This is a genomic window from Pseudomonas brassicacearum (genome assembly GCF_000585995.1).
Lineage (GTDB): Bacteria > Pseudomonadota > Gammaproteobacteria > Pseudomonadales > Pseudomonadaceae > Aquipseudomonas > Aquipseudomonas brassicacearum_A.
The window spans coordinates 2,266,095-2,292,403 of the sequence record NZ_CP007410.1 but is presented as its reverse complement, the minus strand read 5'-3'; the positions used below and the strand labels follow the sequence as shown (position 1 = coordinate 2,292,403).

General features: G+C 61.2%; 19 protein-coding genes and 1 pseudogene. 13 read left to right on the top strand and 7 right to left on the bottom strand.

What is annotated here, in order from left to right; all coding sequences use genetic code 11:
• The first annotated feature begins 5 nt into the window (after positions 1-5).
• From CD58_RS09995 to CD58_RS09945, 11 genes and pseudogenes are all read left to right on the top strand, one after another.
• Positions 6-1,598, top strand: coding sequence for a GumC family protein (locus CD58_RS09995; RefSeq protein ID WP_025212872.1), 1,593 nt, complete (start codon positions 6-8; stop codon positions 1,596-1,598).
• Positions 1,595-2,698 (top strand): glycosyltransferase family 4 protein, encoded by a 1,104-nt coding sequence (locus tag CD58_RS09990; RefSeq protein ID WP_025212871.1) that lies wholly within the window; start codon positions 1,595-1,597, stop codon positions 2,696-2,698. Before CD58_RS09995 ends, CD58_RS09990 begins: the two co-directional genes overlap by 4 nt.
• A complete protein-coding gene (locus tag CD58_RS09985; protein WP_025212870.1) occupies positions 2,695-4,065 on the top strand; it encodes an O-antigen ligase family protein in 1,371 nt (456 codons plus the stop codon). Before CD58_RS09990 ends, CD58_RS09985 begins: the two co-directional genes overlap by 4 nt.
• The gene (locus CD58_RS09980) at positions 4,062-5,027 is read left to right on the top strand and encodes a glycosyltransferase (RefSeq protein WP_025212869.1); all 966 of its coding nucleotides are present in this window, start codon (positions 4,062-4,064) and stop codon (positions 5,025-5,027) included. The genes CD58_RS09985 and CD58_RS09980 overlap by 4 nt, the downstream gene beginning before the upstream one ends.
• Positions 5,020-6,156: a glycosyltransferase family 2 protein gene (locus CD58_RS09975; RefSeq protein ID WP_025212868.1), complete on the top strand. Its 1,137-nt coding sequence runs from the start codon at positions 5,020-5,022 to the stop codon at positions 6,154-6,156. The genes CD58_RS09980 and CD58_RS09975 overlap by 8 nt, the downstream gene beginning before the upstream one ends.
• 9 nt (positions 6,157-6,165) lie before the next feature.
• The gene (locus CD58_RS09970) at positions 6,166-7,182 is read left to right on the top strand and encodes a polysaccharide deacetylase family protein (RefSeq protein WP_038436572.1); all 1,017 of its coding nucleotides are present in this window, start codon (positions 6,166-6,168) and stop codon (positions 7,180-7,182) included.
• Positions 7,179-8,483: a lipopolysaccharide biosynthesis protein gene (locus tag CD58_RS09965; RefSeq protein ID WP_025212866.1), complete on the top strand. Its 1,305-nt coding sequence runs from the start codon at positions 7,179-7,181 to the stop codon at positions 8,481-8,483. Before CD58_RS09970 ends, CD58_RS09965 begins: the two co-directional genes overlap by 4 nt.
• 230 nt (positions 8,484-8,713) lie before the next feature.
• Positions 8,714-10,663, top strand: coding sequence for a hypothetical protein (locus CD58_RS09960; RefSeq protein WP_200868910.1), 1,950 nt, complete (start codon positions 8,714-8,716; stop codon positions 10,661-10,663).
• Positions 10,660-11,348, top strand: a pseudogene (locus CD58_RS09955) (N-acetyltransferase). Before CD58_RS09960 ends, CD58_RS09955 begins: the two are co-directional and overlap by 4 nt.
• Before the next feature lie 5 nt (positions 11,349-11,353).
• Positions 11,354-12,490, top strand: a complete 1,137-nt coding sequence (locus CD58_RS09950) for a GNAT family N-acetyltransferase (RefSeq protein ID WP_025212864.1) — start codon at positions 11,354-11,356, stop codon at positions 12,488-12,490.
• Between the two features lie 135 nt (positions 12,491-12,625).
• Positions 12,626-13,567 (top strand): alpha/beta hydrolase, encoded by a 942-nt coding sequence (locus CD58_RS09945; protein WP_025212863.1) that lies wholly within the window; start codon positions 12,626-12,628, stop codon positions 13,565-13,567.
• A 2,288-nt stretch (positions 13,568-15,855) separates the two neighbouring features.
• Here the strand turns inward: CD58_RS09945 and CD58_RS09940 are convergent.
• Genes CD58_RS09940 through CD58_RS09915 form a run of 6 tightly spaced genes read right to left on the bottom strand, consistent with a single transcriptional unit; the run spans position 15,856 to position 21,807 of the window.
• On the bottom strand, positions 15,856-17,598 hold the full coding sequence (locus CD58_RS09940; RefSeq protein ID WP_025212862.1) for an extracellular solute-binding protein: 1,743 nt from the start codon (positions 17,596-17,598) through the stop codon (positions 15,856-15,858).
• A 48-nt stretch (positions 17,599-17,646) separates the two neighbouring features.
• The gene (locus tag CD58_RS09935; RefSeq protein ID WP_025212861.1) at positions 17,647-17,919 is read right to left on the bottom strand and encodes a DUF2160 domain-containing protein; all 273 of its coding nucleotides are present in this window, start codon (positions 17,917-17,919) and stop codon (positions 17,647-17,649) included.
• Positions 17,920-17,929: 10 nt separating this feature from the next.
• Positions 17,930-18,730: a carbohydrate ABC transporter permease gene (locus CD58_RS09930; protein WP_025212860.1), complete on the bottom strand. Its 801-nt coding sequence runs from the start codon at positions 18,728-18,730 to the stop codon at positions 17,930-17,932.
• Positions 18,731-18,740: 10 nt separating this feature from the next.
• Positions 18,741-19,607: a carbohydrate ABC transporter permease gene (locus CD58_RS09925; protein ID WP_025212859.1), complete on the bottom strand. Its 867-nt coding sequence runs from the start codon at positions 19,605-19,607 to the stop codon at positions 18,741-18,743.
• Complete coding sequence (locus CD58_RS09920) at positions 19,604-20,713, bottom strand: ABC transporter ATP-binding protein (protein ID WP_025212858.1); 1,110 nt, start codon at positions 20,711-20,713, stop codon at positions 19,604-19,606. Before CD58_RS09920 ends, CD58_RS09925 begins: the two co-directional genes overlap by 4 nt.
• Entirely contained in the window at positions 20,713-21,807 is a 1,095-nt protein-coding gene (locus tag CD58_RS09915) for an ABC transporter ATP-binding protein (RefSeq protein WP_025212857.1), read from the bottom strand. The genes CD58_RS09920 and CD58_RS09915 overlap by 1 nt, the downstream gene beginning before the upstream one ends.
• Before the next feature lie 397 nt (positions 21,808-22,204).
• On the opposite strand from CD58_RS09915, the gene CD58_RS09910 reads away from it, so the two are divergent.
• Positions 22,205-24,052, top strand: coding sequence for a sigma-54-dependent Fis family transcriptional regulator (locus CD58_RS09910; RefSeq protein ID WP_025212856.1), 1,848 nt, complete (start codon positions 22,205-22,207; stop codon positions 24,050-24,052).
• A 148-nt stretch (positions 24,053-24,200) separates the two neighbouring features.
• On the opposite strand, the gene CD58_RS09905 is transcribed toward CD58_RS09910, so the two are convergent.
• Entirely contained in the window at positions 24,201-24,731 is a 531-nt protein-coding gene (locus tag CD58_RS09905; protein ID WP_025212855.1) for an anti-virulence regulator CigR family protein, read from the bottom strand.
• A 128-nt stretch (positions 24,732-24,859) separates the two neighbouring features.
• Here CD58_RS09905 and CD58_RS09900 point away from each other — a divergent pair, with 128 nt between their 5' ends.
• A complete protein-coding gene (locus CD58_RS09900) occupies positions 24,860-26,071 on the top strand; it encodes an MFS transporter (protein ID WP_025212854.1) in 1,212 nt (403 codons plus the stop codon).
• Positions 26,072-26,309 lie beyond the last annotated feature (238 nt).

The following is a 26,309-nucleotide window of genomic DNA, read 5'->3' as shown; positions in this document are numbered from 1 at the left end:
CGATCATGAACCCCAAGGAAAACTATCTGCACGAGTTCTTCAGGATCTTCTTCGCCAACAAGCAGTGGGTGAAGCGCGTCTTCCTGATTTTCGCCGTGATCGCCCTGGTGCTGCCGTTGATGCTCAAGCAGAGCTTCGATATCACCGCCCAGGTGATCGTCCAGTCGAAAAAACTCTCCCAAGGCGACGCCACGACTTCGCTGAACCAGGAAAACGCGACGTTCGTTCCACCGTCACTGGCGGACATGGAAACCGAGAGCAACATCCTGCGCTCGCCGGCGTTGATTCGCGAAACCATCAAGACGCTGCGCGACCAGGGCGAGTACACCCCAAGCCCAGGCATCCTCAACAAGTGGGTGAGCGAACCGCTCAAGCGCTACGTCACCCAGCCATTGCGTGAGTACGTCATCAATCCGCTGCGCGACGGCTTGGGGCTCGAGGTCGATCCGGTACGCGACACCGTGCTCGATACACTGACCGACGAGGCCATTGAAAACCTGAAGATCGAGACCTTGCCCGGCTCCAACGTCATCTCCATTGTCTACAGCTTCGGCGACCCGGCCCAGGGCACTCGGTTCGTGGCGCAACTGTTGGAAAACTACCTCACCGGTCGCCAGGACCTGCAATCGATAGAGTTGCCCCAGGCGTTCTACGAGCAGAAAAAAGTCCAGTACCAGACCCGCCTTGACGGCTTGGAGGGCAACCGCCTGACGCTGCTTGAAGGCGTGGGTTCTTCCGATCCCAAGGAAGAAATCACTTTTCGCTTGAATGCGATCAACACCGAGGAGCAGGCCCTGAACCTGTACCAAGACCGTCTGCTGCAAGGCCAACGCTGGCTGGATTACCTCAAGGCCAGCCTGGCGGCGGCGAACAGCTCGCGATTCAACGACTACACCTTCCCATTCACCTTCACCACCACCATGGACAACATTGCCTTCGAAGATCGGGAAATCAGGCAAATGAGCGAGCAATTGACCAGCCAGGTCAGCCGCTACATGAACGACCTGGCGATCTTCCAGCCCAGCAGCGAACCCATGCTGCTGGCCCGGGAGCAAATCGTGCGCACTCGCCAGCAGTTCCTCAAAGTGGTGAACAACCGCATCCAGGAACGCACCACCGACCTGGCGGTGGTCAGTTCGGTGATCAACCAGAAGGTCGAACGTATCGCCGCCTTCAAGGAGCGCATCCACCAACTTCAGGAAACCCAGAGCAAGCTGCGGCAGATGGACACCGAGATCAACGCCCTGCATGCGGCGTTCTCCACCTATGCCCAACGGTTCGCCGAAGCCAGCTCCGCCCGTTCGCTGGACAACGACCTGTCCAACGCCCGGGTGCTGAGCCCGCCATTCGAGCCCACCTCTGCGGCGTTTCCCAAGCCGGTGCTGATCATCGCCTTCGGCTTGTTCAGCGGCCTGCTGTTGGCTATCGCCCTGGTCTACGTGCGTGAGTTCTTCGACCATCGCTTCAAGCATCCGGCGCAAATCGGCCACCAACTGGACCTACCGGTGCTGCTGGTGATCAACGAGCAGTCGCCCGATCAGATCAACCCGCACCGCAACTGGAGCGTGCCCAGCCTTGTCCATTGGGTGAAAAATTGAACGCGCCGTTCAGCCCGTCCCACCGCAGCCGCCCCCTGTCGATCATTCATCTGCTCGGCAGCAGTGGCTTCTATGGGGCCGAGCGGATGCTGCTCGATCATTGCGTGGCGACACCCGGCCAGCATCAGGTGCTGTTCCTGGCGGCTCCGCCGACCTTGATCACGCGGTTCCGCCAGGCCGGGATCGACTGTCACTCCTGCGCCAGTTGGCCCGAACTGTTGCAGCATCTGCGGCAACGGCGCGCCGAGCGCCCGCTGATCAATACGCACAACTTCAAGGGCCTGTTGTTCGGCTGGACCGCGGCGACCCTGTTGCGCCTGCCGCTGGTGATCACGCAGCACGGCTTTACACCGCGCAGCCCCAAGCAGCGGTTCTATACGTGGTTGAGTCTGCAATTGTGCCGTACCGCGCCGGTCAAGCGCGTGGTGTGCGTGGCCGAAAGCATCGCGGCGCTGCACCGCCAGGCCAGCGTGAACGCGGAAAAACTCGACGTGATCCCCAACGGTCTGCCGGCCGTCACGACGCCGCTGCCCCATCGCGACGACAGGCAACGCTGGCGGGTCGGCTACGTCGGCCGCTTGAGCAGCGAGAAAGGCCCGGACCTGTTCCTCGACGCGATGATTCCGTTGTGCAAGCGCCATGCCTCGCTGCACGCGGTCATGCTCGGCGACGGGCCGGAACGCCAGCCCTTGCTCAAGCGCATCGTTGACGCCGGGCTACCCATGCGCATCGAACTGCCCGGTTATCAGACGGACATGAACGACTGGTGGAGCCGCCTCGATGCGCTGGTGATCAGCTCACGCACCGAAGGCACGCCGATGATCCTGCTCGAAGCCATGCAGGCCGGCGTGCCCGTGGTGGCGTTCGGCGTCGGTGGCATTCCCGATATCCTGCAAGACCGCCACAACGGCCTGCTCGCCCCGCCAGCCGACAGCGAGGAGCTGGCACGCCAGATCGAAACGCTGTTCAGCGAACCGCACCTGGCGCGGATCCTCGCCGACAACGCGCGCCGCACCCAACGCGACCGTTACGATCTGCGCACGCTGGCCGAACGCTGGTCGCAACTCTATATCCGCACGGCACGGGAGGCTCGGCCATGATCGTCCCGCTCTCGATCGTCGGTCTGCTGGGGCTGGTGTGCCTGGCATTGCTGGCCAGTCCTTATCCGTTTCTCGCACCGGGTGCAGTGCTTGGGCTGGTGGGTGTCGCTGTGCTGTACCGCAAGCCCGCCTGGGGTTTGCTGGGCATTGCCGCGCTGCTGCCGTTCGAAGGCCTGTTCAAGGACAACGCGTTTTCCGGCAGCAAATTTCTCGGCGTGGCGCTGATCCTGATCTTGATGCTGCAGTTGGCGTTGCACCAGATCCCTGCGACGCGCTTGCGTAGCAATATCTGGAAGCCATTGCTCGGCTTCATGGTGTTGTACGGTCTGAGCCTGTTGATCTCGGAAAACATGGACCTGTCCCTGACGCAATTGCGTGAACTCGCAGTAGGGCCGATTTTGTTCGTGATCACGTTGTTGATCGGTCGCGAGCTGAACCTGGAGATGTTCGCCCGGCTAATGACAGTGAGCGTCGCCGCGACCTGCGTGCTCGCGATGTTTTCAGCCAAATACCAGGAACAGGGCCGCGCCTTGGGTTTGCTGGAAGACCCGAACGCCTTTGCGCTGTTGATTGCGTTTACCGTACCGCTGGCATTGTTGTTGACCATACGCAGCCAGAACCTGCTGCACCGGTTGTTCTGGGGTGGCGGTGTCATCCTGTTGTTGGGTGGAATGACCAAGACCGAATCGCGTTCAGGACTGGTCGTGTTGTTGCTGACGCTGATGATCGGGTTGTATCACTATCGGGCGCAGTTACCACGCGTGCGTCCTCGTCACCTGGGGTTCGCGATGCTCGGCGTGGCACTCATGGTCCCAGCGACTATCGCCTTGATGCCTGCTAGCTACGTGGCACGCATCCAGTCATTGAGCATCCTCAGCTCCGGCACCAACGACCACAAGGACGGATCCCTGGGTCGCCGCGCCTCCTACATTGTGGTGGGCAGCCAGATGATCCGCGAGAAGCCAATACTCGGTTCTGGCCCCGGGACGTTTCCGCAGCACTACGCCCCCACCGGCTATGCCAAGGCGTTCTCGGCCAATCGCAAACGGGGGGATCTGTACCGCCAGGCCCATAACACCTACCTGGAAATCTTCAGCGAAATCGGCGTACCGGCAGGCCTGATGTTTGTCGGCATGATTGGTCTGGGCCTCTACAACCTGATGCGCGCGCGCCAGCTCTGGCTCCAGCGCCGGGACTGGGCCCAGGCGGACCTGTTGACGCACCTGGGCATGAGTTTCCTGTCGCTGGCGTTGTTCCTGATGTTCCTCAGCGCGCCGAACCACAAGTTACTGTGGATCACGCTCGCCTTGACCAGCCTATTGCGCTACGACGCCGAACAAGCCGTGCCGCGGGAGACACAGCCATGAGCCGCATCAGCATTGTGATCCCGATGTACAACGAGGCCCGGCATATCGCCCGGACGCTGTTGGCGGCGCAGGAAGCTGCGCGACAGGCGCAACTGGAATGCGAGTTGATCGTGGTGGACAACGGCTCCGACGACCACGGTCCGCGCATCGCCAACGAGCTGGGCGCGCGAGTGCTGGTGGTGCCCGGCGTGCACATCGGTGCCCTGCGCAACCGCGGCGCTGCGGTCGCCAGTGGTGAGTGGCTGGCATTCATCGACGCCGACATGGAAATGCCGGCCGACTGGCTCACGCTGCTGATCGAAATGGAAGGCCACCACGGCGATTTGCTGGCCCTTGATTTGGACATGCCCGGGCAAGCGCCGTGGTTCGCACGAGCCTGGCAGCGCCGCAGCCAGCGCCCCGGTTCACGGCCCTGGCACCAGGTGCAGTGGCTACCCAGCAACACCCTGCTGATGCGCCGCGCCTGGTTTGATCAGGTCGCAGGCTTCGACGAAACCCTGCGCACCGGCGAAGACAAGGACTTTTCCCTGCGCTTGCGCCAAGCCGGTGCGCGGTTGTTGCAGGTCAACAAAAGCGTGGCCTTGCACTGGGGCTATGAAAGCAGCTGGCGCGAGTGGATGAGTAAGGAACTGTGGCGCCAAGGCAGTCACTGGCAGCTATTGCGCAGCCATGGGCCGAGCCTGCGCCTGTTGCGCTTCCCCGCACTGTCGATTGGCGCCTGGGGCCTGGACGGCCTGGCACTGATCGCCTTGCTCCAAGGTCAGGCACGCCTGGGCCTGGCACTGTTGTTGATCAGCACGTTGCCGGCCCTGGTTCTGAGCCTGCGTCAGAGCCATAAGCACCGCAACCCATGGCTGACCCTGCAGCTCTGGGGCCTGCACTGGGTGCGCCTGCACCTGGCCGGCGCCGCGCTCATCCTCAGCCTTTGTCATTGGAAAGCAAGGAGGCCCGCCCGTGGCTGAGTTCATTTTCTGGTTGTGCCTGTTACTGCCGGTATACGCCTACCTGGGTTACCCATTGCTGCTGACGCTCGTCGGGCCATTTTTCCCCAGGCTCAGGCCTGGGCCTCTACCTGCGCAACGGGTCAGTGTGATCGTTGCGGCGCACAACGAACAACGCAATATCGAGAACAAACTGCGCAATCTGCTGGCCCAGGACTATCCGGTCGCCAGCCTGCAGATCGTTGTCGCCAGCGACGGCTCCACCGATCAGACCGTGGCCCTGGCGCGCAGCTTCGAAGATCCGCGCATCGAGGTGCTCGACTTGCCGCGCCAAGGCAAGAACAGCGTACTCAACGCCGCGGCCAGCCATTGCACCGGCGATATCCTGGTGTTTACCGATGCTGATGTTCACTGGCTCGACGGCACGTTTGAGCGCCTGCTGGCGCCGTTTGCCGATCCAGGGGTCGGCGGTACTGTCGGTAACATGAACATTCCCATCCCGGGCTCAGGCCTGAGCGTGGGCGAAAGCCTGTACCGCCACTACGAAGCCTGGCTGCGCCGGGTGGAAAGTCGCGCCGGTTGCACGGTCTCGGCGGACGGTGCGCTGCAAGCGTTGCGCCGCGAGCTATACCAACCGATTCCAGCCCTGGTCAACGACGATTTTTTTATCAACACCTGCGCACCGGTCACCGGCAAACGCGTCGTCTACGTCGACGACGCCAAGGTGCTCGATCAAGGCGTGGACGAAGCCGGCCGACAGTTCAGCCGCCGCCAACGCGTCACCGTCGGCGGCCTGATCAGTCTGGCGGCCCGGCGTGAGCTACTCAACCCGCTGAGCCATGGCCTGTACGCCATCGCGTTGATTAGCCACAAGCTGATCCGCCGGCTGGCGCCAGTGCTGTTGCTGCCCCTGCTGGTGGCCAACCTCTGGCTGCTCGATGAGCATGGTTTCTACCGCATGGCCCTGTCTGCCCAGTTGCTCGGCTACGCCTTCGCCGTGGCCGGCCTGCTGGACGTGCGTCATCGCTTGCCCAGACCGTTTCGCCTCGCCGCGTTCGTGCTGGTGACCCTGGCCGGCATGGTCGCCGGCCTGTGGCAGTTCTTGCGCGGACACAGCTACAACCAATGGACCCCCGATCAGACTCGATGAGTGCCTGACATGCCGATCAATACCCACATCAAGACCACAATCAAGCGCACCGGCGGCTGGCTGTACCTGAACACGTCCCTGGGTCGCCATGCATTACGCGGCGCCGGCGTCATTCTGATGTTGCACCGGGTACTGAACAACGATGGCGCCGCCGAACTGCCCCATCGCAACGAGCTGTGCGTGGGGCCCGAGGCGTTCGAACACTTGTTGATCTGGCTGCAACAGCATTTTGAATGCGTGCCGTTGATGACCTTGTTGCTGGCCGATCCTGAAAGCGTTCCAAACCGTCCCCGGGTGGCCCTGACCTTCGACGACGGTTGGCGCGACAACGCCATGAACGCCTTTCCCCTGTTGCGCCAATACCAGGTGCCGGCGAGTATTTTCCTGTCCACCGATTTCGTTGGCAGCCGGCAGCATTTCTGGTGGGAAAGCATCGGCGAAACCCTGTGGGGCAGCCATGGGCAGGTAGCGCGGCGCTCGCTGATCGAGCACTTGCAGCACGTCGGTCGACCGTTGCCAGTGCTGCTCGATGACATCGACGACGAGCGTCGCAGTCTGGCACTGCTGCACTACCTGCAAAGCCTCAAGAGCCTCGACCCACGCACTTTGAGCGACCTCACCGAAACCTGCCCGCACGGTTCCCAACCCCAAGCGCTGGACTGGCCCCAGGTGCGCATGCTCGAAGATTCCGGCCTGGTCCGCTTCGGCCCCCATGGCGCCAGCCACGCGATCCTGACCGGGCTGGACGACCAGCGCCTGCATGAAGAACTGACCCGCAGTTGGACGGCCTTGGAAAATGGCTGTGCCCAACCCTTGCCGGTGTATTGCTACCCCAACGGTGACAATGACGCTCGTGTGCGCGAGCAGGTAGCGGCCCACGGTTTTCCGTTCGCGCTGGGCACCGAGGCCGGACTGTATCGCCATGACGGCGACCCTCTGAACCTGCCACGTTTCGGCGTCAGCCAACGCAACGCCTGTCATCCTGAGTTATTGGCCTGGCGTATTCGCCGAGGAGCACGTTCATGAACCGCGCACGTTACCTCAGGCTCTTGGTGATGAGCATGGGCACGAGCCTGGCGATGATCGGCCTGCGCCTGTTGCGCAACGTGTTGCTGGCACGGATCCTGGGGCCCAGCGAACGCGGGCTGTTGGCGCTGCTCAGCACCCTGCCGGACCTGATCAGTGCCACCACCAGTGGGGGCCTGAATTCCGCCGTGGGTTATCAGGCGGCGCAGCATCGCTCGATGAGCCTGTTGCTCAGCCACGTGCTGGTCTTCGGTTGTCTGCTGGCGGGGTTGCTGACGCTGCTGGTGGTGGCCCTGGTGCGTGAGTTCGGTGCCGAACTGGACGTCACCACACATCTGGGACTGCTGGCCTGGCTGCTGTTGCTGGCCGTGCCGCTGGCGGTGCTCAAGACCGGCCTGCTGACGCTGCACAACGCCTCCGGCGGCGTCGGTGTGTTCAACGCCTTGCGGCTGATGGAATCCCTGGTCCCGCTGTTGCTGTTCGTGGCGCTGTTCTGGATGTGGAAAGACACGGCGCTGGAAGCGGCGCTGATCAGTTGGCTGGCGGGCCTGAGCCTGGTGGTGCTGGCGGGTTGGATGTGGTTGCGTCGCGATCACGCGGTCACTCTGTGCTGGGATCGCATCGGCCAGACCGAACTGTTGCGTTACGGTGTCCGCAGTCATCCGGACCTGTTGTTCCAGCAACTGATGACGCGCTCGGACTACCTGTTCATCGGCGCGCTGTTGGGCAGCACGGCGCTAGGGCACTACGCCATGGCCAGCGCGGCGGCCGAACTGCTGCATATCGTGCCGGAAGCGGTCACCACGCCCCTGATGAAACGCCTGCTGCAGCAAGACTCAGACATGAAGCGCTTGACCCCGCTGGCCTTGCGCCTGACCGCCACGGCCATGCTGGGTGCCTGCCTGGGCATGGTACTGGTCGGCGAATGGCTGATCGTTACCCTGTTCGGCATCGCCTATCAACCAGCGTACCCGGCCCTGTTGGCGCTGCTGCCAGGGGTGTTCGGGTTGTGCTATGCGAGCATCCTGCGCCTGGACCTGCTGGGCAAGAATCGCCCCGGTACCGTTTCGCTGCTGATGGGCGGGGGAGCGCTGTTGAACCTGATGCTGAACCTGATTTTGATCCCGCGCTACGGCATCGTCGGCGCTGCCGCCGCGTCCTCGATCGCCTACCTGGGTGTCACCCTGGCAATGCTTGTCATGTATTGCCGCCTCAGCGGCGTGGCGCTGTGGCAGACGCTGATCATCCTGCCCAGCGATTTGCTGCCAATGCGTCAGATGCTGTTGGGGAAATCGGCATGAGCATGGTTGCCCGCCAAGCCGCCATCGCGAGCAAGCTCGCTCCCACAGGGTGCGGGGTTGTTCTTGCGGAAGCGGTGGGTCAGCTTGCATCAATGGTGGATGTGCCGCCCTCTTCGCGAGCAAGCCCGCTCCCACAAAAGCCTGGTGCCGAACACACTATCCGCGACCACCACAAATCAACTGTGGGAGCGAGCTTGCTCGCGATGGGGCCAGTACGGCATGGATGGAAAATGGCCGCAGGCCTGTGCCTCTGGAGCCTGGCCTTGTTGGCCCAAGGCGCGTCCCTGCAATGGACCGGCATCCGTGACGGCAGCCTGTACCTGCAAACCGACCGCCAGGACACTGTCACCGTGCGCTGGGTGCCCGCCTGGCAAGCCGAGGCCAATACCGAACACCTGTATCTGCTCGACGGCCAGGGACGATTGGCGGGTGAGCGCCTGGTCAAGGCGGATCAGCCCCGTGGCGAACAGCAGTGGCCGCTGCCGCCGGGTGCTGCCAGTTATCGCCTGGAAATTCCCGGCTACAGCTTCCGTCGCTACAACGTTGAGCTCGACGCGCGCACCCGCGCCCTGTTTGCCCCGGCAAAGGTGCATTTCAATGCCGAAACCCACGACGGCGACGAGCTGTATTTCAAGGTGGCGGCTGGCGAACAGGCGGTGCTGGCAGGCAAGTTTCACGGCGGCGTACGTGCGCTGCAAGCCCAGCGCGTCGGCGACGGCAAGCAGTTGCAACTGAACCTCAAGCCATACCGGGCTTATTGGCAGTTCGATCAGGTCGCCCTGCCGAAAGCTGACGTCGAACAAATCTGGCGCTTGCACCTGCAGGGCAACGGCAAGGCCGCGTTCTGGCTGGACGGCACCGCCAACCTGTTCGCCCAGGACCCGGCGCACCTGCTGCCACCGCGCCAGGATCCGGGTCAGACCCACCTGAAACTGTACGACGAGGCGCTCGGCACGACCCCAAAGCTGGGCGTATACCTGCCCTATGAGTTACTGCCGCCATCCAGCTACGCTGTGCTCGATGCGCTCAAACCCCAGGCGGCAAGCCTTTACAGCTTCGTCGATATCACGGCGGCCAGAGGCACTTATGAAGATGCCTTCCGACGTTTGAACCAGGACCGCTTCGCCATCAGCCAAAACATCACCCTGTTGGCCGCCAGCCAGCGCCGCTCCGATCTAAAGCCCGACCGGACCAGTCACAGCGGCTTGCAAGCCTGGCTCACATCGACCCGAGCTTTAGGCGGCAAAGGCCTTCATTACCTCAGTTTTGCCGATGAGCCGAACCTCAATTACCCAGACTTCGCCAGTTTCCAGCAAATGTTCCAGAGCATGGCTGCCCAGGTCCGCGCCGATCCTGCCAACGCACGTGCCGGTGTCCGCATCGCCATGCCGGCCAGCTCCCAGTTCACCAACGGCCCCTTCATCGAAAATGCCGCTGACAAGCGTGGGATCGACTGGGCACGGCGCCTGCTGGCGACGTCCGACGACCAGATCGACGCCCTGGCCTGGCATGAATGGATGATCCGCGACCTGTTGGCGACCCGGGTCTACCGCGACAGTGTCCGTCAGGCCGCCAACCTGGTGGGACTGGACAGCCAGGGTCGGCCGCGCAAGGCCTTGCTGTTGGACCAGACCAACATATCCAGCGGCTCGAGTCTCAGCCCTTACGATCAGGAAACCCATTACGCCGCCCTGTGGTGGACGTCGGTGGCCATTAACGCCTCGGCCGACGGCTGGCTGGACATGCTCAACTGGTTCATGGCCGCCGACGAACCGGAGTACCCCAAAGGCATGGTGCGAGTGCTGGACGATCAGCGCTTCGAGCTCAAGCCCGTGGGCCTGGCCCAGCAGTTCATTCAACAGCATTGGCTCGATCAGGTGCTGCACCTGGACAACGACGCTTTTGAAGTCGACGTACTGGCCATGGCCACCGGGAAGCAACGCAGTCTGCTGGGCGTGAACAAAAGCACGCGAGCCCATCAAGTCAGCCTCGACGGCACGGCCTGCCCTCAGCCAGGCATGTCCCTGCTGTATTTCGGCCAGGACAACCGCAGCCAAAGCGTTCCGCTCGATTGCAAGGCTGGCCAGGTCGGGTTTCTCCTGCCAGGGGAAACCGTGTTCGCCCTCAGTTGGACAGCTCCCCTCCCTCCCCACCCTGCCACCCGTCAGGAGGCACCATGAACGCTCTGCAAACATTGTGTGATCGCATTCAGAAAAAAGGTCTGCGCGCCGCTCTAAAGCAGCTATGCAGACGCTACGTATTCTCCCACACCCGATTGGTGTGGCTGGAGCACGATATACGGACCCCGCTCCCCCCCATAACCTCAAGCCCTACCCAACGATGCGCCTGGAGTTCATCACAGTCGCCAATGCCGATGCTTTTGCCCGGCACTTCGGCGACCGCGTCGAAACCATGCGCGAGTTGGCGGCCGAAGGCTACACAGGCTTGATGTACCTGGATGATCAGGGCGACACCGTGGGCTTCGCCTGGGCCAGTACTCGGGACTATTTCGACCGCCATTTCTACCGCTGCAACTTTCCGATCAAGCCTGGCGAGTACTTCCAGTTCGGTGGCGAGGCGATTCGTAAATACTGGGGTACCAGTATCTCGGCGGACATGCAGTTGGAAGTGTGGAAAGTCATGGCAGACCACGGTTGCAACACTATGGTCGATGTCTGCGATTTGCAAAACATCCAGGCGATCAAGATGCATATCCGCATGGGCTTCCAGGAGCGCGGGCAAATCACCCACCTATACTGCTTACTCGGTCATTGGCAGTTCCTGCGCAATACGTCTTACACCGGCACGGCACTGGACGCCTTTCGTAAACCGGCCCAGCCGGCTGCCTCGACTTCGGCGGCCTGATCCCCATGGCGATCCGGTTCCAATGGTGTCGCTCCCTAGGCGCGGCGGACTTTCCTGTATCAGCTTATGAACAGCTGCGAACCCAGGTGGCCGACGCAACACCGTTCAACACCCTGGCCTGGCTGCAAGCGTCGGAAATTGCCCTGTTGCCCGAGCAGCAACTGCACGTGCTGCTGGGCTGGCAGGACCAGGCCTTGTGCCTTTGCCTGCCCCTGGTGTCAGGACTTGAACATATCGGCGGGCTGCGGTTCCGGGTGTTGCATCACTTGGGTTTTCCAATGGCCGACCGCATCGCCCTGCTGGCGCGCCTGGACGCCGAAGACATGGGCCAGGCGCTGATGCAGATCCGTCAGCACTTGCCTCATGCGTTGCTGCAATTGAATGAAGTGATCGAGCCGGTCGGTGAGCAAAGCGTCCTCAGCGCCTGGATGGCAATGAGTTCCACCGGAGAGCGGCGACTCAGTTGCCGGGTTCCGGTGCACCTGATCAGCGAAAGCGACCATCAGGAAATCTCTGGCGACCCACGCTACAAGCTGCGTCGGGCGCGCAAGCGGATCGCCGCTTGCGGTGCCGAAATCCGTCGAGTGACGCCGGACGCCATCAGCATGGGACAGCTATTGCGAGCCCTGGCCGACGTCGAGGCCGTCAGCTGGAAAGGCGAGGAAGGCGTCGGCATCTTCGCCGACCCCAGGCGCCGGCAATGGATGAATCACGCCTTCACCGCCCTCGCCGCCCAAGGCCTGGTGCGGGTGGTGCTACTGGAACTGAACGGCGAATGCATCAGCTATCGCCTCGGCCTGCTGGACCAGGGTCGGCTGTACGACTACAACCTGGCGTTCCTCCCGCAACACGCCGACCTGGGCAGCGGCCGGGTATTGCTCGAAGAGTGGATTCGCTGGGGGCTGGACGAGAACTGGCGCTGGATCGATGCATCACGTGTCAGCCTGGAGAACTCCAGCCATCAGTTACACGAACGCATGACCGGCCAACTGGAACACTGGCGCTGGAGTTTTTATTCATGGCAGCCCGGTGGCTTGCTCCTGGGAACTGCCTTGCGGCTATGGAAAAGCTTGAAGCCGTGGCTTGGCAAGCGCCGGCCCAAACCGACCGCGACGACGGCATCGTCCTCCTCAAAGGAATAGGGAGTAAGGCACAGGGATTGGGGATTTTCCAACGCCGAAAAGCGCGCTTCAGACGAATAACAGTCGAAAATCCCTGCGCCGTTCTCAGAGAATCTGCTACAAGGCATCTTCGGTTTCGACTAGCGAATGGCATCGATGTCTTCACTCTTACTTTCTGGCCTGAAACGCCGCTGGTTGGCCTGGCTGTGCATGGGCGCATTAGTGGGCGGCCTGCCGGTGGGCTGCGCTGTTTTGCAGCACAAGGAGCGGGAGTTGGTCTTTCGGATCGAGCCGGGCACGGCGACCTGGTTCAGTGGTTTGCCCAGCGGTGTGCAGGAGTTCGATCTCAAGCCAAAAAACTTCAAGGCTGGGGAAAATATCCACGGCTGGTGGTGGCCGGCCGAACAAAAAAACGCGCCGGCGATTTTGTATTTGCATGGTGTGCGCTGGAATTTGACCGGCCAGTTGTTTCGTATCCAGCAGTTGCGGGCCCTGGGTTTTTCGGTGCTGGCTATCGACTACCGTGGCTTCGGCAAAAGCCAGGGCAATCTACCGTCGGAAGCCAGCGTCTACGAAGACGCGCGTATCGCCTGGAAGCGTCTTGAAGTGCTGCAACCGGATCCGGCCCGGCGGCTGATCTACGGCCACTCCCTGGGCGGCGCCGTGGCCGTGGACCTCGCGGCGGAACTTGGCCAAAAGGCAGCCAAAGACGGCAGCATCGTCCCGGCCCGCGGCTTGGTCATCGAATCCACGTTCACATCCCTGGGCGATGTGGCAACCGCCATGGCGAACACCTCCCTGCCGGTGCGCTGGCTGCTGTCGCAGAAGTTCGACTCGATCGACAAAATCCATGAGATCAACATGCCATTGCTGGTGGTGCATGGCTCCGCCGACCGCTACGTCCCACCGCGTTTCAGCGAACAACTGTTCAACGCCGCCCAAGAGCCCAAGCGTCTGTTGCTGGTGCCCGGCGCGACGCACAACAACAGCATGAGCCTGGCGGGCCGAACCTACCGCCAGGCACTGGATGCCCTGATGAAACCGGCGCCATCGCCGATGGCTGGAACCACCCAGGCAAGCCCGGCCAAGGCTGGCTGATCCACAGATCCTGTGGGAGCTTTCTGCCCGCTGAAGATCCAGTGTGGGAGCGGGCTTGCTCGCGAAAGCGGTGGGTCAGCTTGCAGCGATGTTGGATGTGCCGACGCCTTCGCGGGCAAGCCCGCTCCCACACTGGTTTCGAGTCGTTCAATGACCTTGCGTGCACCACAAATCCCCTGTGGGAGCGGGCTTGCTCGCGAAAGCGGTGGGTCAGCTTGCAGCGATGTTGGATGTGCCGACGCCTTCGCGGGCAAGCCCGCTCCCACACTGGCTTCTAGTCGTTCAATCACCTTGCGTACACTCAAAATCCCCTGTGGGAGCGAGCTTGCTCGCGATAGCGGTGGGTCAGCTTGCAGTGATGTTGGATGTGCCGACGCCTTCGCGGGCAAGCCCGCTCCCACACTGGTTTCGAGTCGTTCAATGACCTTGCATGCACCACAAATCCCCTGTGGGAGCGGGCTTGCTCGCGATAGCGGTGGGTCAGCTTGCAGCGATGTTGAATATACCGACGCCTTCGCGGGCAAGCCCGCTCCCACACTGGTTTCGAGTCGTTCAATCACCTTGCGTACACTCAAAATCCCCTGTGGGAGCGAGCTTGCTCGCGATAGCGGTGGGTCAGCTTGCAGTGATGTTGGATGTACCGACGCCTTCGCGGGCAAGCCCGCTCCCACACTGGTTTCGAGTCGTTCAATGACCTTGCATGCACCACAAATCCCCTGTGGGAGCGGGCTTGCTCGCGATAGCGGTGGGTCAGCGTGCAGTGATGTTGGATGTGCCGACGCTATCGCGAGCAAGCCCGCTCCCACACCGGTTTCGAGTCGTTCAATGACCTTGCGTGCACCACAAATCCCCTGTGGGAGCGAGCTTGCTCGCGATAGCGGTGGGTCAGCTTGCAGCGATGTTGGATGTGCCGACGCCTTCGCGGGCAAGCCCGCTGCCACACTGGTTTCGAGTCGTTCAGTGACCTTGCATGCACCACAAATCCCCTGTGGGAGCGGGCTTGCTCGCGAAAGCGGTGGGTCAGCTTGCAGCGATGTTGGATGTGCCGACGCCTTCGCGGGCAAGCCCGCTCCCACACTGGTTTCTAGTCGTTCAATCACCTTGCGTGCACCACAAATCCCCTGTGGGAGCGGGCTTGCTCGCGATAGCGGTGGGTCAGCTTGCAGCGATGTTGGATGTACCGACGCAATCGCGAGCAAGCCCGCTCCCACACTGGTTTCGAGTCGTTCAATGACCTTGCATGCACCACAAATCCCCTGTGGGAGCGGGCTTGCTCGCGAAAGCGGTGGGTCAGCTTGCAGCGATGTTGGATGTGCCGACGCCTTCGCGGGCAAGCCCGCTCCCACACTGGTTTCGAGTCGTTCAATGACCTTGCATGCACCACAAATCCCCTGTGGGAGCGGGCTTGCTCGCGAAAGCGGTGGGTCAGCTTGCAGCGATGTTGGATGTGCCGACGCCTTCGCGGGCAAGCCCGCTCCCACACTGGTTTCGAGTCGTTCAATCACCTTGCGTGCACCACAAATCCCCTGTGGGAGCGAGCTTGCTCGCGAAAGCGGTGGGTCAGCTTGCAGTGATGTTGGATGTACCGACGCCTTCGCGGGCAAGCCCGCTCCCACACTGGTTTCGAGTCGTTCAATGACCTTGCGTGCACCACAAATCCCCTGTGGGAGCGAGCTTGCTCGCGAAAGCGGTGGGTCAGCTTGCAGTGATGTTGGATGTACCGACGCCTTCGCGGGCAAGCCCGCTCCCGCACTGGTTTCGAGTCGTTCAATGACCTTGCGTGCACCACAAATCCCTGTGGGAGCGGGCTTGCTCGCGATAGCGGTGGGTCAGCTTGCAGCGATGCTGGATGTACCGACGCCTTCGCGGGCAAGCCCGCTCCCACACTGGTTTCGAGTCGTTCAATCACCTTGCGTGCACCACAAATCCCCTGTGGGAGCGGGCTTGCTCGCGATAGCGGTGGGTCAGCTTGCAGCGATGTTGGATGTGCCGGCGCCTTCGCGAGCAAGCCCGCTCCCACACTGGTTTCGAGTCGTTCAATGACCTTGCGTGCACCACAAATCCCCTGTGGGAGCGGGCTTGCTCGCGATAGCGGTGGGTCAGCTTGCAGTGATGTTGGATGTGCCGACGCCTTCGCGGGCAAGCTCGCTCCCACAGGGGATCTGTGTCGAACGCTGTATTCTGCTCGCTGAAGCCCGGTATGGGGTCACCACAAGAGGCGGTAGAGTCCCGGTGTCGCAAACAAAAACGGCACCTTTCGGTGCCGTTCATTCATTGCAGATGCAGGTTTATTTGCGGGCCGCCTCCCACGATTTCAGCAGCTCGTTGTAGTTCACCGTTTCGCCTTTAGGCTTCTCGTTCGCCAGTTTCGGCTTCGGTGCGCCCGGCTGGTCGAACCAGTATTGCGCGTCGCGTTCAGGGTTCATTTTCGGTGCGCAAGTGGCCTGGGCCTTGGAGCGTTCCAGACGAGTCATGATCGCGTCCTGATCCTTGGCCAAACCGTCGAGGGCCTGTTGCGGGGTTTTCTCACCGCTGGCAGCTTCGGCGATGTGGCTCCACCACAGTTGCGCAAGACGCGGATAGTCCGGCACGTTGGTCCCGGTCGGGGTCCACTGCACGCGGGCCGGGCTGCGGTAGAACTCCACCAGGCCACCGAGTTTCGGCGCCAGGTCGGTCAACGCCTGGGAGTTGATGTCCGACTCACGAATCGGCGTCAGGCCAACGATGGTTTTCTTCAGCGACACGGTTTTCGACGTCACGAACTGCGCGTAGAGCCAGGCCGCCAGTCTTTGTTTCTCAGGCGTGGACTTGAGGAAGGTCCAGGAACCCACGTCCTGATAACCCAGCTTCATGCCCTCTTCCCAGTACGGACCACGCGGCGACGGCGCCATGCGCCATTTTGGCGTGCCATCGGCGTTCATCACCGGCAGGCCTGGTTTGGTCATGTCGGCGGTGAAGGCGGTGTACCAGAAAATCTGCTGGGCGATGTTGCCCTGGGACGGCACCGGACCCGACTCGGAGAAGGTCATGCCCGCCGCTTCCGGTGGCGCGTACTTCTTCATCCACTCCACGTATTTGGTGGTCGCGAACACGGCCGCCGGGCCGTTGGTGTCGCCGCCACGGGTCACGCTGGAACCGACCGGATGGCAGTCTTCGACGCGAATCCCCCACTCGTCCACCGGCAAGCCGTTGGGCAGGCCCTTGTCGCCGCCACCGGCCATGGAGAACCAGGCATCAGTGAAGCGCCAGCCCAGGGACGGGTCTTTCTTGCCGTAATCCATGTGCCCGTAGACGCGCTTACCGTCGATTTCCTTGACGTCTTCGGAGAAGAACTTGGCGATGTCTTCATAGGCCGACCAGTTCACCGGTACGCCCAGCTCGTAGCCGTATTTTTCCTTGAACTTGGCCTTCAAGTCCGCACGCTCGAACCAGTCGGCGCGGAACCAGTACAGGTTGGCAAATTGCTGGTCGGGCAGTTGATAGAGCTTGCCGTCCGGCGCGGTCGTGAACGAGGTGCCGATGAAGTCCTTGAGGTCCAGGGTCGGCGAGGTGAAATCCTTGCCTTCGTTGGCCATCAGGTCAGTGATCGATTCAGTCTTGCCATAGCGGAAGTGCGTACCGATCAGGTCCGAGTCGTTGACCCAGCCGTCATAGATATTCTTGTCCGACTGCATTTGGGTCTGCAGTTTCTCCACCACGTCGCCTTCCTGCAGCAGGTCGTGGGTCAGCTGGATCCCGGTGATTTCGCTGAAGGCCTTGGCCAGCACCTTGGATTCATACTCGTGGGTGGCGATGGTTTCCGACACCACGTTGATTTTCATGCCGCGAAACGGCTGGGCGGCCTTGATGAACCACTTGAGTTCTTCAAGCTGCTGATCGGCTGTCAGGGTCGACGGCTTGAATTCACTGCCGATCCATTTTTTAGCGGCGTCTTCATAGGCGTCGGCCCAGGCCACAGCACTCAATCCGCTGAGCGCCAGCACGGCTGCCAATGAAACGCTATGTCGCAGCTTATTGTTTTTATCGAACATAGAGACCTCCTGTTTGGGTTTAAGAGCCTGATCGTCGAATTGTCGCGATTAGCCCCACCGCATCACTGCCAACAGCCACACCAAAGACAACGCGAACGCTATCCAGATGCTCCAGTCGGTAACGCCAATCACCAGCAGATGCAGATAGGCGCTACCGAGAAGACCGATAAACAACCGATCGCCACGGGTGGTGGCAATCGGCAGGAAACCACGCCGAGGGATACTCGGCGAACGCAATTCCCACGTGGTCATGCCTGCCAGCAGCAAGGCGATGACCCCAAAGAAAGCCGCCGTGGGGGCGGTCCAGTTCATCCATTCCATCATCGACTCCTCAGACCCGGCCCAGGGCAAAGCCCTTGGCCACGTGGTTGCGAACGAACCAGATCACCAGCATGCCCGGCAGGATGGTTAACACCCCCGCCGCCGCCAGCACGCCCCAATCGATACCGGATGCCGACACGGTGCGGGTCATGACCGCCGCGATCGGCTTGGCATTCACCGAGGTCAGCGTGCGTGCCAGCAGCAGTTCGACCCAGGAAAACATGAAGCAGAAGAACGCCGTGACACCGATGCCGGAGCCGATCAACGGAATGAAGATCTTCGCGAAGAACTTGGGGAAACTGTAGCCGTCAATGTAGGCAGTCTCGTCAATTTCTTTCGGCACCCCGGACATGAATCCTTCGAGGATCCACACCGCCAGTGGCACGTTGAACAGGCAATGGGCCAAGGCCACGGCAATATGGGTGTCGAACAGCCCGATGGACGAATACAGCTGGAAGAACGGCAACAGGAACACCGCCGGGGGGGCCATACGGTTGGTGAGCAACCAGAAGAACAGATGCTTGTCCCCCAGGAACCGATAGCGGGAAAACGCATAGGCCGCTGGCAGTGCCACGCTCAGGGAAATCACCGTGTTCAGGCTCACGTAGTACAGCGAGTTCAGGTAACCGGTGTACCAGCTCGGGTCGGTGAAGATCACCTTGTAGTTATGGAAAGTGAAATCCTGGGGCCACAGGGTCAGGCTACCGAGGATCTCGGTGTTGCTCTTGAACGACATGTTCAGCAGCCAGTAGATGGGCACCAGCAGGAACAGGATGTAGATCAGCAGCGGAATCAGCTTTTTCTTGCTCATCGTGCGGCCCTCAACGGTTGGCGTCGGAGTGAGTCATGGCCGTGTAGAACAGCCACGACACCAACAGAATGATCAGGAAGTACACCAGGGAAAACGCCGCCGCCGGGCCCAGATCGAATTGACCGATGGCCATCTGCGTCAGGGTCTGACTCAGGAACGTCGTGGCGTTCCCCGGGCCGCCGCCGGTGAGCACGAAGGGCTCGGTGTAGATCATGAAACTGTCCATGAAGCGCAGCATCACGGCGATCAGCAGCACGCTCTTCATCTTCGGCAACTGGATGTGCCGGAACACCGCCCAGCTGGAGGCCCGGTCGATTCGCGCGGCCTGGTAGTACACATCCGGAATCGCCCGCAGCCCGGAGTAGCACAGCAGCGCCACCAATGAAGTCCAGTGCCAGACGTCCATCACCAGCACGGTGACCCAGGCGTCCATGGTGTTGGCCGCATAGTTGTAGTTGATGCCCAGGCTGTTGAGGGTCGAGCCCAGCAAGCCAATGTCGGCGCGGCCGAAGATCTGCCAGATGGTGCCCACCACGTTCCATGGAATCAGCAACGGAATCGCCAGGATGATCAACACCAGGGACGACCACTTGCCCTTGGTCGGCATGGTCAGGGCGATGGCGATGCCCAGGGGAATCTCGATCAGCAGCACGCACGCCGAGTAGATGAACTGGCGCAACAGAGAATCGTGCAAGCGTGGATCGAGCAGCACCTGCTTGTACCAGTCGGCGCCGACGAAGTAGCGGCTGGACTGGTCGAAGATGTCCTGCACCGAATAGTTGACCACGGTCATCATCGGGATCACGGCGCTGAAGGCCACCAGCAGGAACACCGGCAACACCAGCCACCAGGCCTTGTTGTTCTGCACCTTATTCATGGCTGTACCTCGCTCAACGGTTCCAGCAAGTATTCATCGGCATAAACCATCAGCCACTGGGCCGGAAAACTGATGTACGCAGTGCCTTCCGGCACCGGTTTGTCTTCGGCCAGGCGCACCTTCAGCGGCGCGCCGTCGAGGTTGAGGGTCAGGATCTTGTAGGTGCCCAGGTCTTCGACGTGGACGACGTCGGCTCGCATCGCATCGTCGTAAGGCCCGTCCCAGACATGCACGAATTCGGGGCGAATACCGACCTTCAGGCTTTTGCCTTCAGCCTCGGCGATGCGCTGTTGCAGGGTGGCTGACAGGGGCAAGTGGGTCGACGCGAAGCCGACGCCACCGGGTTGCGCCGTGACCTCGATCAGGTTCATGCCCGGGCTGCCGATGAAATAACCGACGAAGGTGTGGCTCGGGCGCTCGAACAAGTCCCGAGGGGTGCCGAACTGTACGATCTGGCCGCCATACATCACCGCGATTTTGTCGGCGAAGGTGGAGGCTTCCAACTGGTCGTGGGTGACGTAGACCATGGTGATGTTGAACTGCTCGTGGATCTGCTTGAGCTTGCGCCGCAGCTTCCACTTCAGGTGCGGGTCGATCACCGTCAGCGGCTCGTCGAACAGGATCGCCGAGACGTCGTCGCGCACCAGGCCACGGCCCATGGAGACTTTCTGTTTTTCATCGGCGGTGAGGTTGCGGGCCTTTTTGTCCAGCAAGCTCTGCAGGTCGAGGACCTCGGCGATTTCCTGCACCTTGGTGTGAATTTTGGCCTCGGCCATGCCTTGGTTGCGCAGCGGGAACGCCAGGTTGTCGAACACCGTCATGGTGTCGTACACCACCGGGAACTGGAACACCTGGGCAATGTTGCGCCGCTCCGGGGTCAGGTCGTTGACGACTTTGCTGTCGAACATCACCTGCCCTTCGGAGGGGCTGAGCAGTCCGGAAATGATGTTGAGCAAGGTGGATTTGCCGCAGCCCGAAGGCCCGAGCAACGCGTACGCGCCGCCCTGCTCCCAGATGTGGTTCATCTCACGGATCGCGTAGTCTTCTGGGCCCGCCGGGGTGCTGGTGTAGCTGTGGGCGAGGTTCTGCAAACGAATTTCAGCCATCAGGCAACCCTCGCAATACGCTGGCCGGGGGCTTGGACCAACTTGCCCTGGGCATCGAAGACAAACAGTTTGTGGGTCGGGATGTAGATTCGGATCGGCGCGTCCACGTCGTACTCGTGCACCCCGGGCAAGTGCAGCACCAACAGGAAATGCTCGTTGCGCACATGCAGGAACGTCTCCGAACCGCTGATCTCGGCCACCTCGACGGTCACCGCCAGTTCGAGGTCGTCGTCGTTGCTCGGTACCAGGGAGATATGGCTGGGACGCACGCCGAAACGGAACTCACCCTCGCCCACCGGACGCAGGTCGACATTCAGCGGGAAGTGCACGAAATTGGCGAAGCTCACCTCATTGCCAGCAATGCGTCCCGGCATGAGGTTGATGGGCGGCTCGGAGAACAGCTCGGCGGCCAGCACGGTCTGCGGCTGGTGATACACCGAAGACGACTTGCCGCTCTGGATGATCCGACCTTCGTGCAGAATCGTAGTCGTGCCGCCCAAGGCCAACGCTTCGTTGGGCTCGGTGGTGGCGTAGACGGCGATGGTGTGGCGGGCCTGGAACAGTTCGCGCATTTCCTGGCGAAGTTCCTCACGCAGCTTGTAGTCCAGGTTCACCAGCGGCTCGTCGAACAGAATCAGTTCAGCGTCCTTGACCAGCGCCCGGGCCATTGCCGTGCGCTGCTGCTGGCCGCCGGACAACTCCAGCGGATGGCGCTGCAGGAATTTCTCGATCCGCAACATCCTCGCGGTTTCCAGTACCTTGCTCTGGATCACCTCATCGGAGACACCGGCCTGGCGCAGCGGCGAGGCGATGTTTTCGAAAACGGTCATGGTCGGGTAGTTGATGAACTGCTGATAGACCATCGACACGTTGCGCAGGCGCACCGGGCGCTTGGTGACGTCGACGCCGTTCATCAGGATGCGACCGCTGTCGGGCTTGTCCAGTCCGGCCATCAGCCGCATGAGGCTGGTCTTGCCGGACAGCGTGCGACCCAGCAGGACGTTGAAGGATCCGGGTTCGAAACTCAGATTGGCATCGTCGATCCAGGTCTGGCCTTCGACGGTGCGACAGATGTGCTCAAGCTGTAATGACATGGCTCGGCCTTTTTATTATTTGGAGTCAAGCGACCCGAACCTAAAAGCGAAAGCCGTGCCAGAAATTACAAGCCATTGATCCGATTGAATTTTCATCAGATCCTTCAGAAAAATACATTCGTTGATGAACACAAGTGAACAACGATAGCTGAACAACTGAACAATTCTCGGGTTGACAATGAACAATTTTGAACAACACTGAATAGGACCCGTAGGAGCGAGCTTGCTCGCGATAGCGGTGGGTCAGCTGAATCAATGTGACTGATCCACCGCTATCGCGAGCAAGCTCGCTCCCACAGGGTCTGTGCATATTAAGTAGTGCCTGGATCTGCCCCAGCACAAGGAGTCTGTGCGAGACTGCCCACAACAATAAAAACAGCTCCTGCGAGAGTGCCCCATGGCCGCACCTGCCCCCGCCTTGTCCCACGACGCTATCATCCAGGCTTCCTGGTCCCGTTGCCGCGCCTTTGGCCTGAGCCATCAGAGCGTGCCCGCCTTCGATCAACTGCCCGCCGAAGGCATCGCCCAGCTCTTGGAGAGCCAGCATTCGCTGGTGCAGACCACCCACCAGGAAGTCCTGCCTTATTACGAGAACATCCTGAGCAACTCCAATTGCCTGATCATGCTGGCCGACAATCAGGGCCAGGTGCTGACCTCCTGGGGAACCCAGCGCTTCATCGAGCCGAAACTGGCCCATGGGTTCAGCGCCGGGGCGAGCTGGATGGAGCGCTGCAGCGGCACCAACGCCATCGGCACCGCACTGGCCTGTGAACAGGCGGTGCACATTGAACATGATGAGCATTTTCTCAAGGCCAACCGCTTCATGACCGGCTCCGCCGCGCCGATCTTCGACGCCGAGCGCAAGGTCATCGCGGTGCTGGATGTTTCCAGCGACAGCTACCTGCCGCCCTCCCACACTCTGGGCATGGTCAAGATGATGAGCCAGACCGTGGAGAACCGGCTGATCCTCAATCTGTTTCGCGGTGAACACTTCCAGCTGACCTTCAACACCGGATTGAACAACCTCGACAGCCAATGGGCTGGGCTGCTGATCTTCGATGAGAGCGGCCAGGTACTTTCCGCCAATCGCCGGGCCGACAACCTGCTGGGCCTGAGCCTGTCGCGGGTCAGCATCGAAAGCCTGTTCAAGGTTTCGCTGCTGGAATTGCTGAACCAACCCGACGGCCTGCCATTCGCCCTGCAAGCGTCCGGCAGCAACCGTTTCCAGTGCTTGCTCCGGCGCCCGAACCAAGTGTCGATCAAGGCTCGCGTCTTCACCGAACCCGCGCCGTCGCCAGTGCCTGGCAACGCCTCCACCATCAGTCTCAACACCCTGCACTTCGGTGACAGCCGGGTGGAAAAAGCCGTGCGCCAGGCCGAGCGTTTGCTGGAAAAGGACATTCCGCTGCTGATCCACGGCGAGACCGGTGTCGGCAAGGAAGTGTTCGTCAAAGCCCTGCACCAGGCCAGTTCCCGCTGCAAGCAGCCGTTCATTGCGGTCAACTGCGCGGCGATCCCCGCCGAGCTGGTGGAGTCGGAGTTGTTCGGTTACGAAAAAGGCGCCTTCACCGGCGCCAATCAGAAGGGCAGCATCGGCCTGATCCGCAAGGCCGACCGCGGCACGCTGTTCCTCGATGAGATCGGCGACATGCCCCTGCCGACCCAGGCCCGGCTGCTGCGGGTCTTGCAGGAGCGTTGCGTGCAACCGGTGGGCAGCGCCGAGCTGTTCCCGGTGGACATCCGCATCATTTCCGCCACTAACCGCTCGCTGCGCGAACAGGTGCAACTGGGGCGGTTTCGCGAAGACCTGTACTACCGCATCGGCGGCCTGACCCTGGAACTGCCACCGCTGCGCGAACGCAGCGACAAACAGGCCCTGTTCAAACGCCTCTGGGAACACCATCGCGAACCGACCCAATGGGCCGGCCTGAGCCGTGAGGTGCTGGACCTGTTCGAACGCCATCCGTGGCCGGGCAACCTGCGGCAGGTCAGCAGCGTGCTGCAAGTGGCCCTGGCGATGGCCGAGGAACAGCCGATCCGCCCGGAGCACCTGCCCGACGACTTCTTTGTCGACCTGGAAATGGACCCCGTGGAAACGCCCGAACCGCTGACGGTGGACCTGAACGATGTCGAGGATCTGAACCGCCAGTTGCAGGCGGTGGGCGGCAACATATCGCACCTGGCGCGACGGCTGGGGGTCAGCCGCAATACCTTGTACAAACGCCTGCGGCAACTCGAAAACTGATATGAAACTGTGGGAGCGAGCTTGCTCGCGAAGGCGTCGGGTCAGACAACATTAATGTTGAATGACACACAGCTCTCGCTCCCACAGGCGTTTCGCTTAACTGACTGGCGTTACTCCGAAGAGGCCGCCATTTCGTTAGAACACCGGGTTAATCAAACGCGCCGTTCAGCACTTCATAGATGATGCCGCTGGCGATCGCTACCAGAATCAAATCGGTGCCCGCCTGGCGCCATTCATAGCCGTCATAGTGCGGCAACCGCCCCAGCAGGCGCCCGTCCAACTTCTTGGCGATGCCTGGAGGCAACGGCTTGCCCCGGGCGAGATTCTTCTGGATACCCGGCGGTAATGCAGGACCAGGACTCCAATAATCACGATGGCCGCCAAGCAGGCCGAGAATACCGCCGCGGTCGATGCTGGGGCCGTTATGCCAATCGCCACCACCGCCACCACCGCCACCACCGGAGGAATAGCCGTTGCCGCCCTGGTTTCCCTTATTGCCGGGATTGCCTTGCCCACCACCCTTGTTGCCCTGCCCGCCCTTGCCTCCTTGTCCGTGACCCGGACCTTGATCGAATTGAGCATTGCCCTTGCCGTTGCCCGGGTCCGCGACAACAATGCCAGGGCCCGCCGCCAGGGCGAAGCAGGTAACTGCAGCAATCAGCGAGCGAGATTTGAACATGGCAGTTCTCTCAAAAAAGGGATGTCCCCTGTAAAGATATAGAGACTAACGGTGATATTAGTTCCATATCACGCTGGCGTCGCTTGCCGGCACCCGATAACACCTGAGCACCGCAATCAAGGAGCTTCATGCGCAAGGATTACCTGGCTTTTTTCACCTCGATGTTCCTCTCCCGGCTGGCCGACCAGATTTTGCTGTTCATCGTCCCGCTGATTGTTTTCCAGAGCACCAACAGCGTGTCCTGGGCGGGCCTGGCCTTCTTCGTCGAATCCTTGCCACGTTATCTATCGTTTCCGATCTGCGGAGCGTTGTGCGACAAGTTTGCGCCCATTCGTCTCCTGCACATCAGCCAGGTCTATCGCGCCGTGGCCTGTGGCGTGGCGGTCCTGCTCTACGGAGTCTTTGGCGGTCTCTATTGGATCGTCATCGTCTCGGCCCTGTGCGGCGTACTCACCACCCAAGGCATCATGGCCCGCGAAGTGGTGATGCCCTACATCTTCAAGCACTACACCTACACCGAGACCCTGTCCTACTCGCAAATTGCCGACCAGACCGGGTTGGTACTGGGTCCGCTGATCGCCGCGCTGATGCTCGAGGTGTGGGCGTGGCACTGGGTCGTGTTGGCGATTGCCGGGCTGTTCCTGCTGGCGGACCTGGCCATGAGATATTGGCAACGCACCAGCTCGGTCACGCTGGAAACCTTCGAGCAACATCACGATGTCTGGCTGAACCCGCTGCGCATTGCCTTCGGCCATATCCTGCGCCTTACAGAGCTGAAAAAAATCATCGGCCTGGCGGTGGGCGTCAACTTGATTATTGGCGTCACCCTCGCCACCTCGGCCGCCATGGTGATTGGCCAATACAGCGCCAGTAAGGACTATTACGCCGGGTTGCAGGCAGCCGGGGCGCTCACCACCATCATCATCCTGTTTTTCCTGGCGCGGGTGAGCATGCCCTTGAAAGTCCTGGGAATCGTGTCCTACACGCTGATTACCGCTGGCGCCTTGATCACCGCGTTAAGCTCGAACATCGGGGGATATGTCGTTGGTTTTCTACTGATCGTCGGGTTCGACAAGATGTTCAACGTCTACTTCCGCACCCTCCGCCAGCAAGTCATTCCACCCCAGGATTTTGGCAAGACCGTGGGCGTGATCACGCTACTCAATAACCTTTCGCAACCGCTCGCGGGCCTGCTGGTCGCGGTGCTGGCGGCGCCTGTTGGAACACAGCAGGTGATCCTGCTACTCGCGCTCGCCACTGGCCTGATTGGCGTCGGGGTGATGGCGGCATACAGAAACACGACACCCGTGCCAGAGGCCTATGGCGTAGATGCTGACTGATCAGCGTCCCCATCACATCCCGCCATAAACCAACGAATCCGGATGTGTTGGTTTGTATTATCAGTGACTTATTGTTGAGGCATGGTTGTCGTGTTGCCGATGTTGCTGAGCGTCTGCCTGGGCGGTTATGGGCAGCAAGCCCGCCATTCGTCGCCTGTTAAGTGTTGGGCTCAATAGGCGGTCATGTCTGGCTTAGGGTTTGCACTGGCCTGTCTTAGCAGCCAAGAACGACGTAATT

Excerpts from the sequence above, each read along its gene's own strand:
- CD58_RS09920 (WP_025212858.1), bottom strand. The coding sequence starts at position 20,713 with ATGGCTGAAATTCGTTTGCAGAACCTCGCCCACAGCTACACCAGCACC.
- CD58_RS09900 (WP_025212854.1), top strand. The coding sequence starts at position 24,860 with ATGCGCAAGGATTACCTGGCTTTTTTCACCTCGATGTTCCTCTCCCGG.
- CD58_RS09910 (WP_025212856.1), top strand. The coding sequence starts at position 22,205 with ATGGCCGCACCTGCCCCCGCCTTGTCCCACGACGCTATCATCCAGGCT.
- CD58_RS09965 (WP_025212866.1), top strand. The coding sequence starts at position 7,179 with ATGAACCGCGCACGTTACCTCAGGCTCTTGGTGATGAGCATGGGCACG.
- CD58_RS09905 (WP_025212855.1), bottom strand. The coding sequence starts at position 24,731 with ATGTTCAAATCTCGCTCGCTGATTGCTGCAGTTACCTGCTTCGCCCTG.
- CD58_RS09925 (WP_025212859.1), bottom strand. The coding sequence starts at position 19,607 with ATGAATAAGGTGCAGAACAACAAGGCCTGGTGGCTGGTGTTGCCGGTG.
- CD58_RS09940 (WP_025212862.1), bottom strand. The coding sequence starts at position 17,598 with ATGTTCGATAAAAACAATAAGCTGCGACATAGCGTTTCATTGGCAGCC.
- CD58_RS09930 (WP_025212860.1), bottom strand. The coding sequence starts at position 18,730 with ATGAGCAAGAAAAAGCTGATTCCGCTGCTGATCTACATCCTGTTCCTG.
- CD58_RS09935 (WP_025212861.1), bottom strand. The coding sequence starts at position 17,919 with ATGGAATGGATGAACTGGACCGCCCCCACGGCGGCTTTCTTTGGGGTC.
- CD58_RS09980 (WP_025212869.1), top strand. The coding sequence starts at position 4,062 with ATGAGCCGCATCAGCATTGTGATCCCGATGTACAACGAGGCCCGGCAT.
- CD58_RS09985 (WP_025212870.1), top strand. The coding sequence starts at position 2,695 with ATGATCGTCCCGCTCTCGATCGTCGGTCTGCTGGGGCTGGTGTGCCTG.
- CD58_RS09960 (WP_200868910.1), top strand. The coding sequence starts at position 8,714 with ATGGCCGCAGGCCTGTGCCTCTGGAGCCTGGCCTTGTTGGCCCAAGGC.
- CD58_RS09945 (WP_025212863.1), top strand. The coding sequence starts at position 12,626 with ATGTCTTCACTCTTACTTTCTGGCCTGAAACGCCGCTGGTTGGCCTGG.
- CD58_RS09995 (WP_025212872.1), top strand. The coding sequence starts at position 6 with ATGAACCCCAAGGAAAACTATCTGCACGAGTTCTTCAGGATCTTCTTC.
- CD58_RS09970 (WP_038436572.1), top strand. The coding sequence starts at position 6,166 with ATGCCGATCAATACCCACATCAAGACCACAATCAAGCGCACCGGCGGC.
- CD58_RS09915 (WP_025212857.1), bottom strand. The coding sequence starts at position 21,807 with ATGTCATTACAGCTTGAGCACATCTGTCGCACCGTCGAAGGCCAGACC.
- CD58_RS09950 (WP_025212864.1), top strand. The coding sequence starts at position 11,354 with ATGGCGATCCGGTTCCAATGGTGTCGCTCCCTAGGCGCGGCGGACTTT.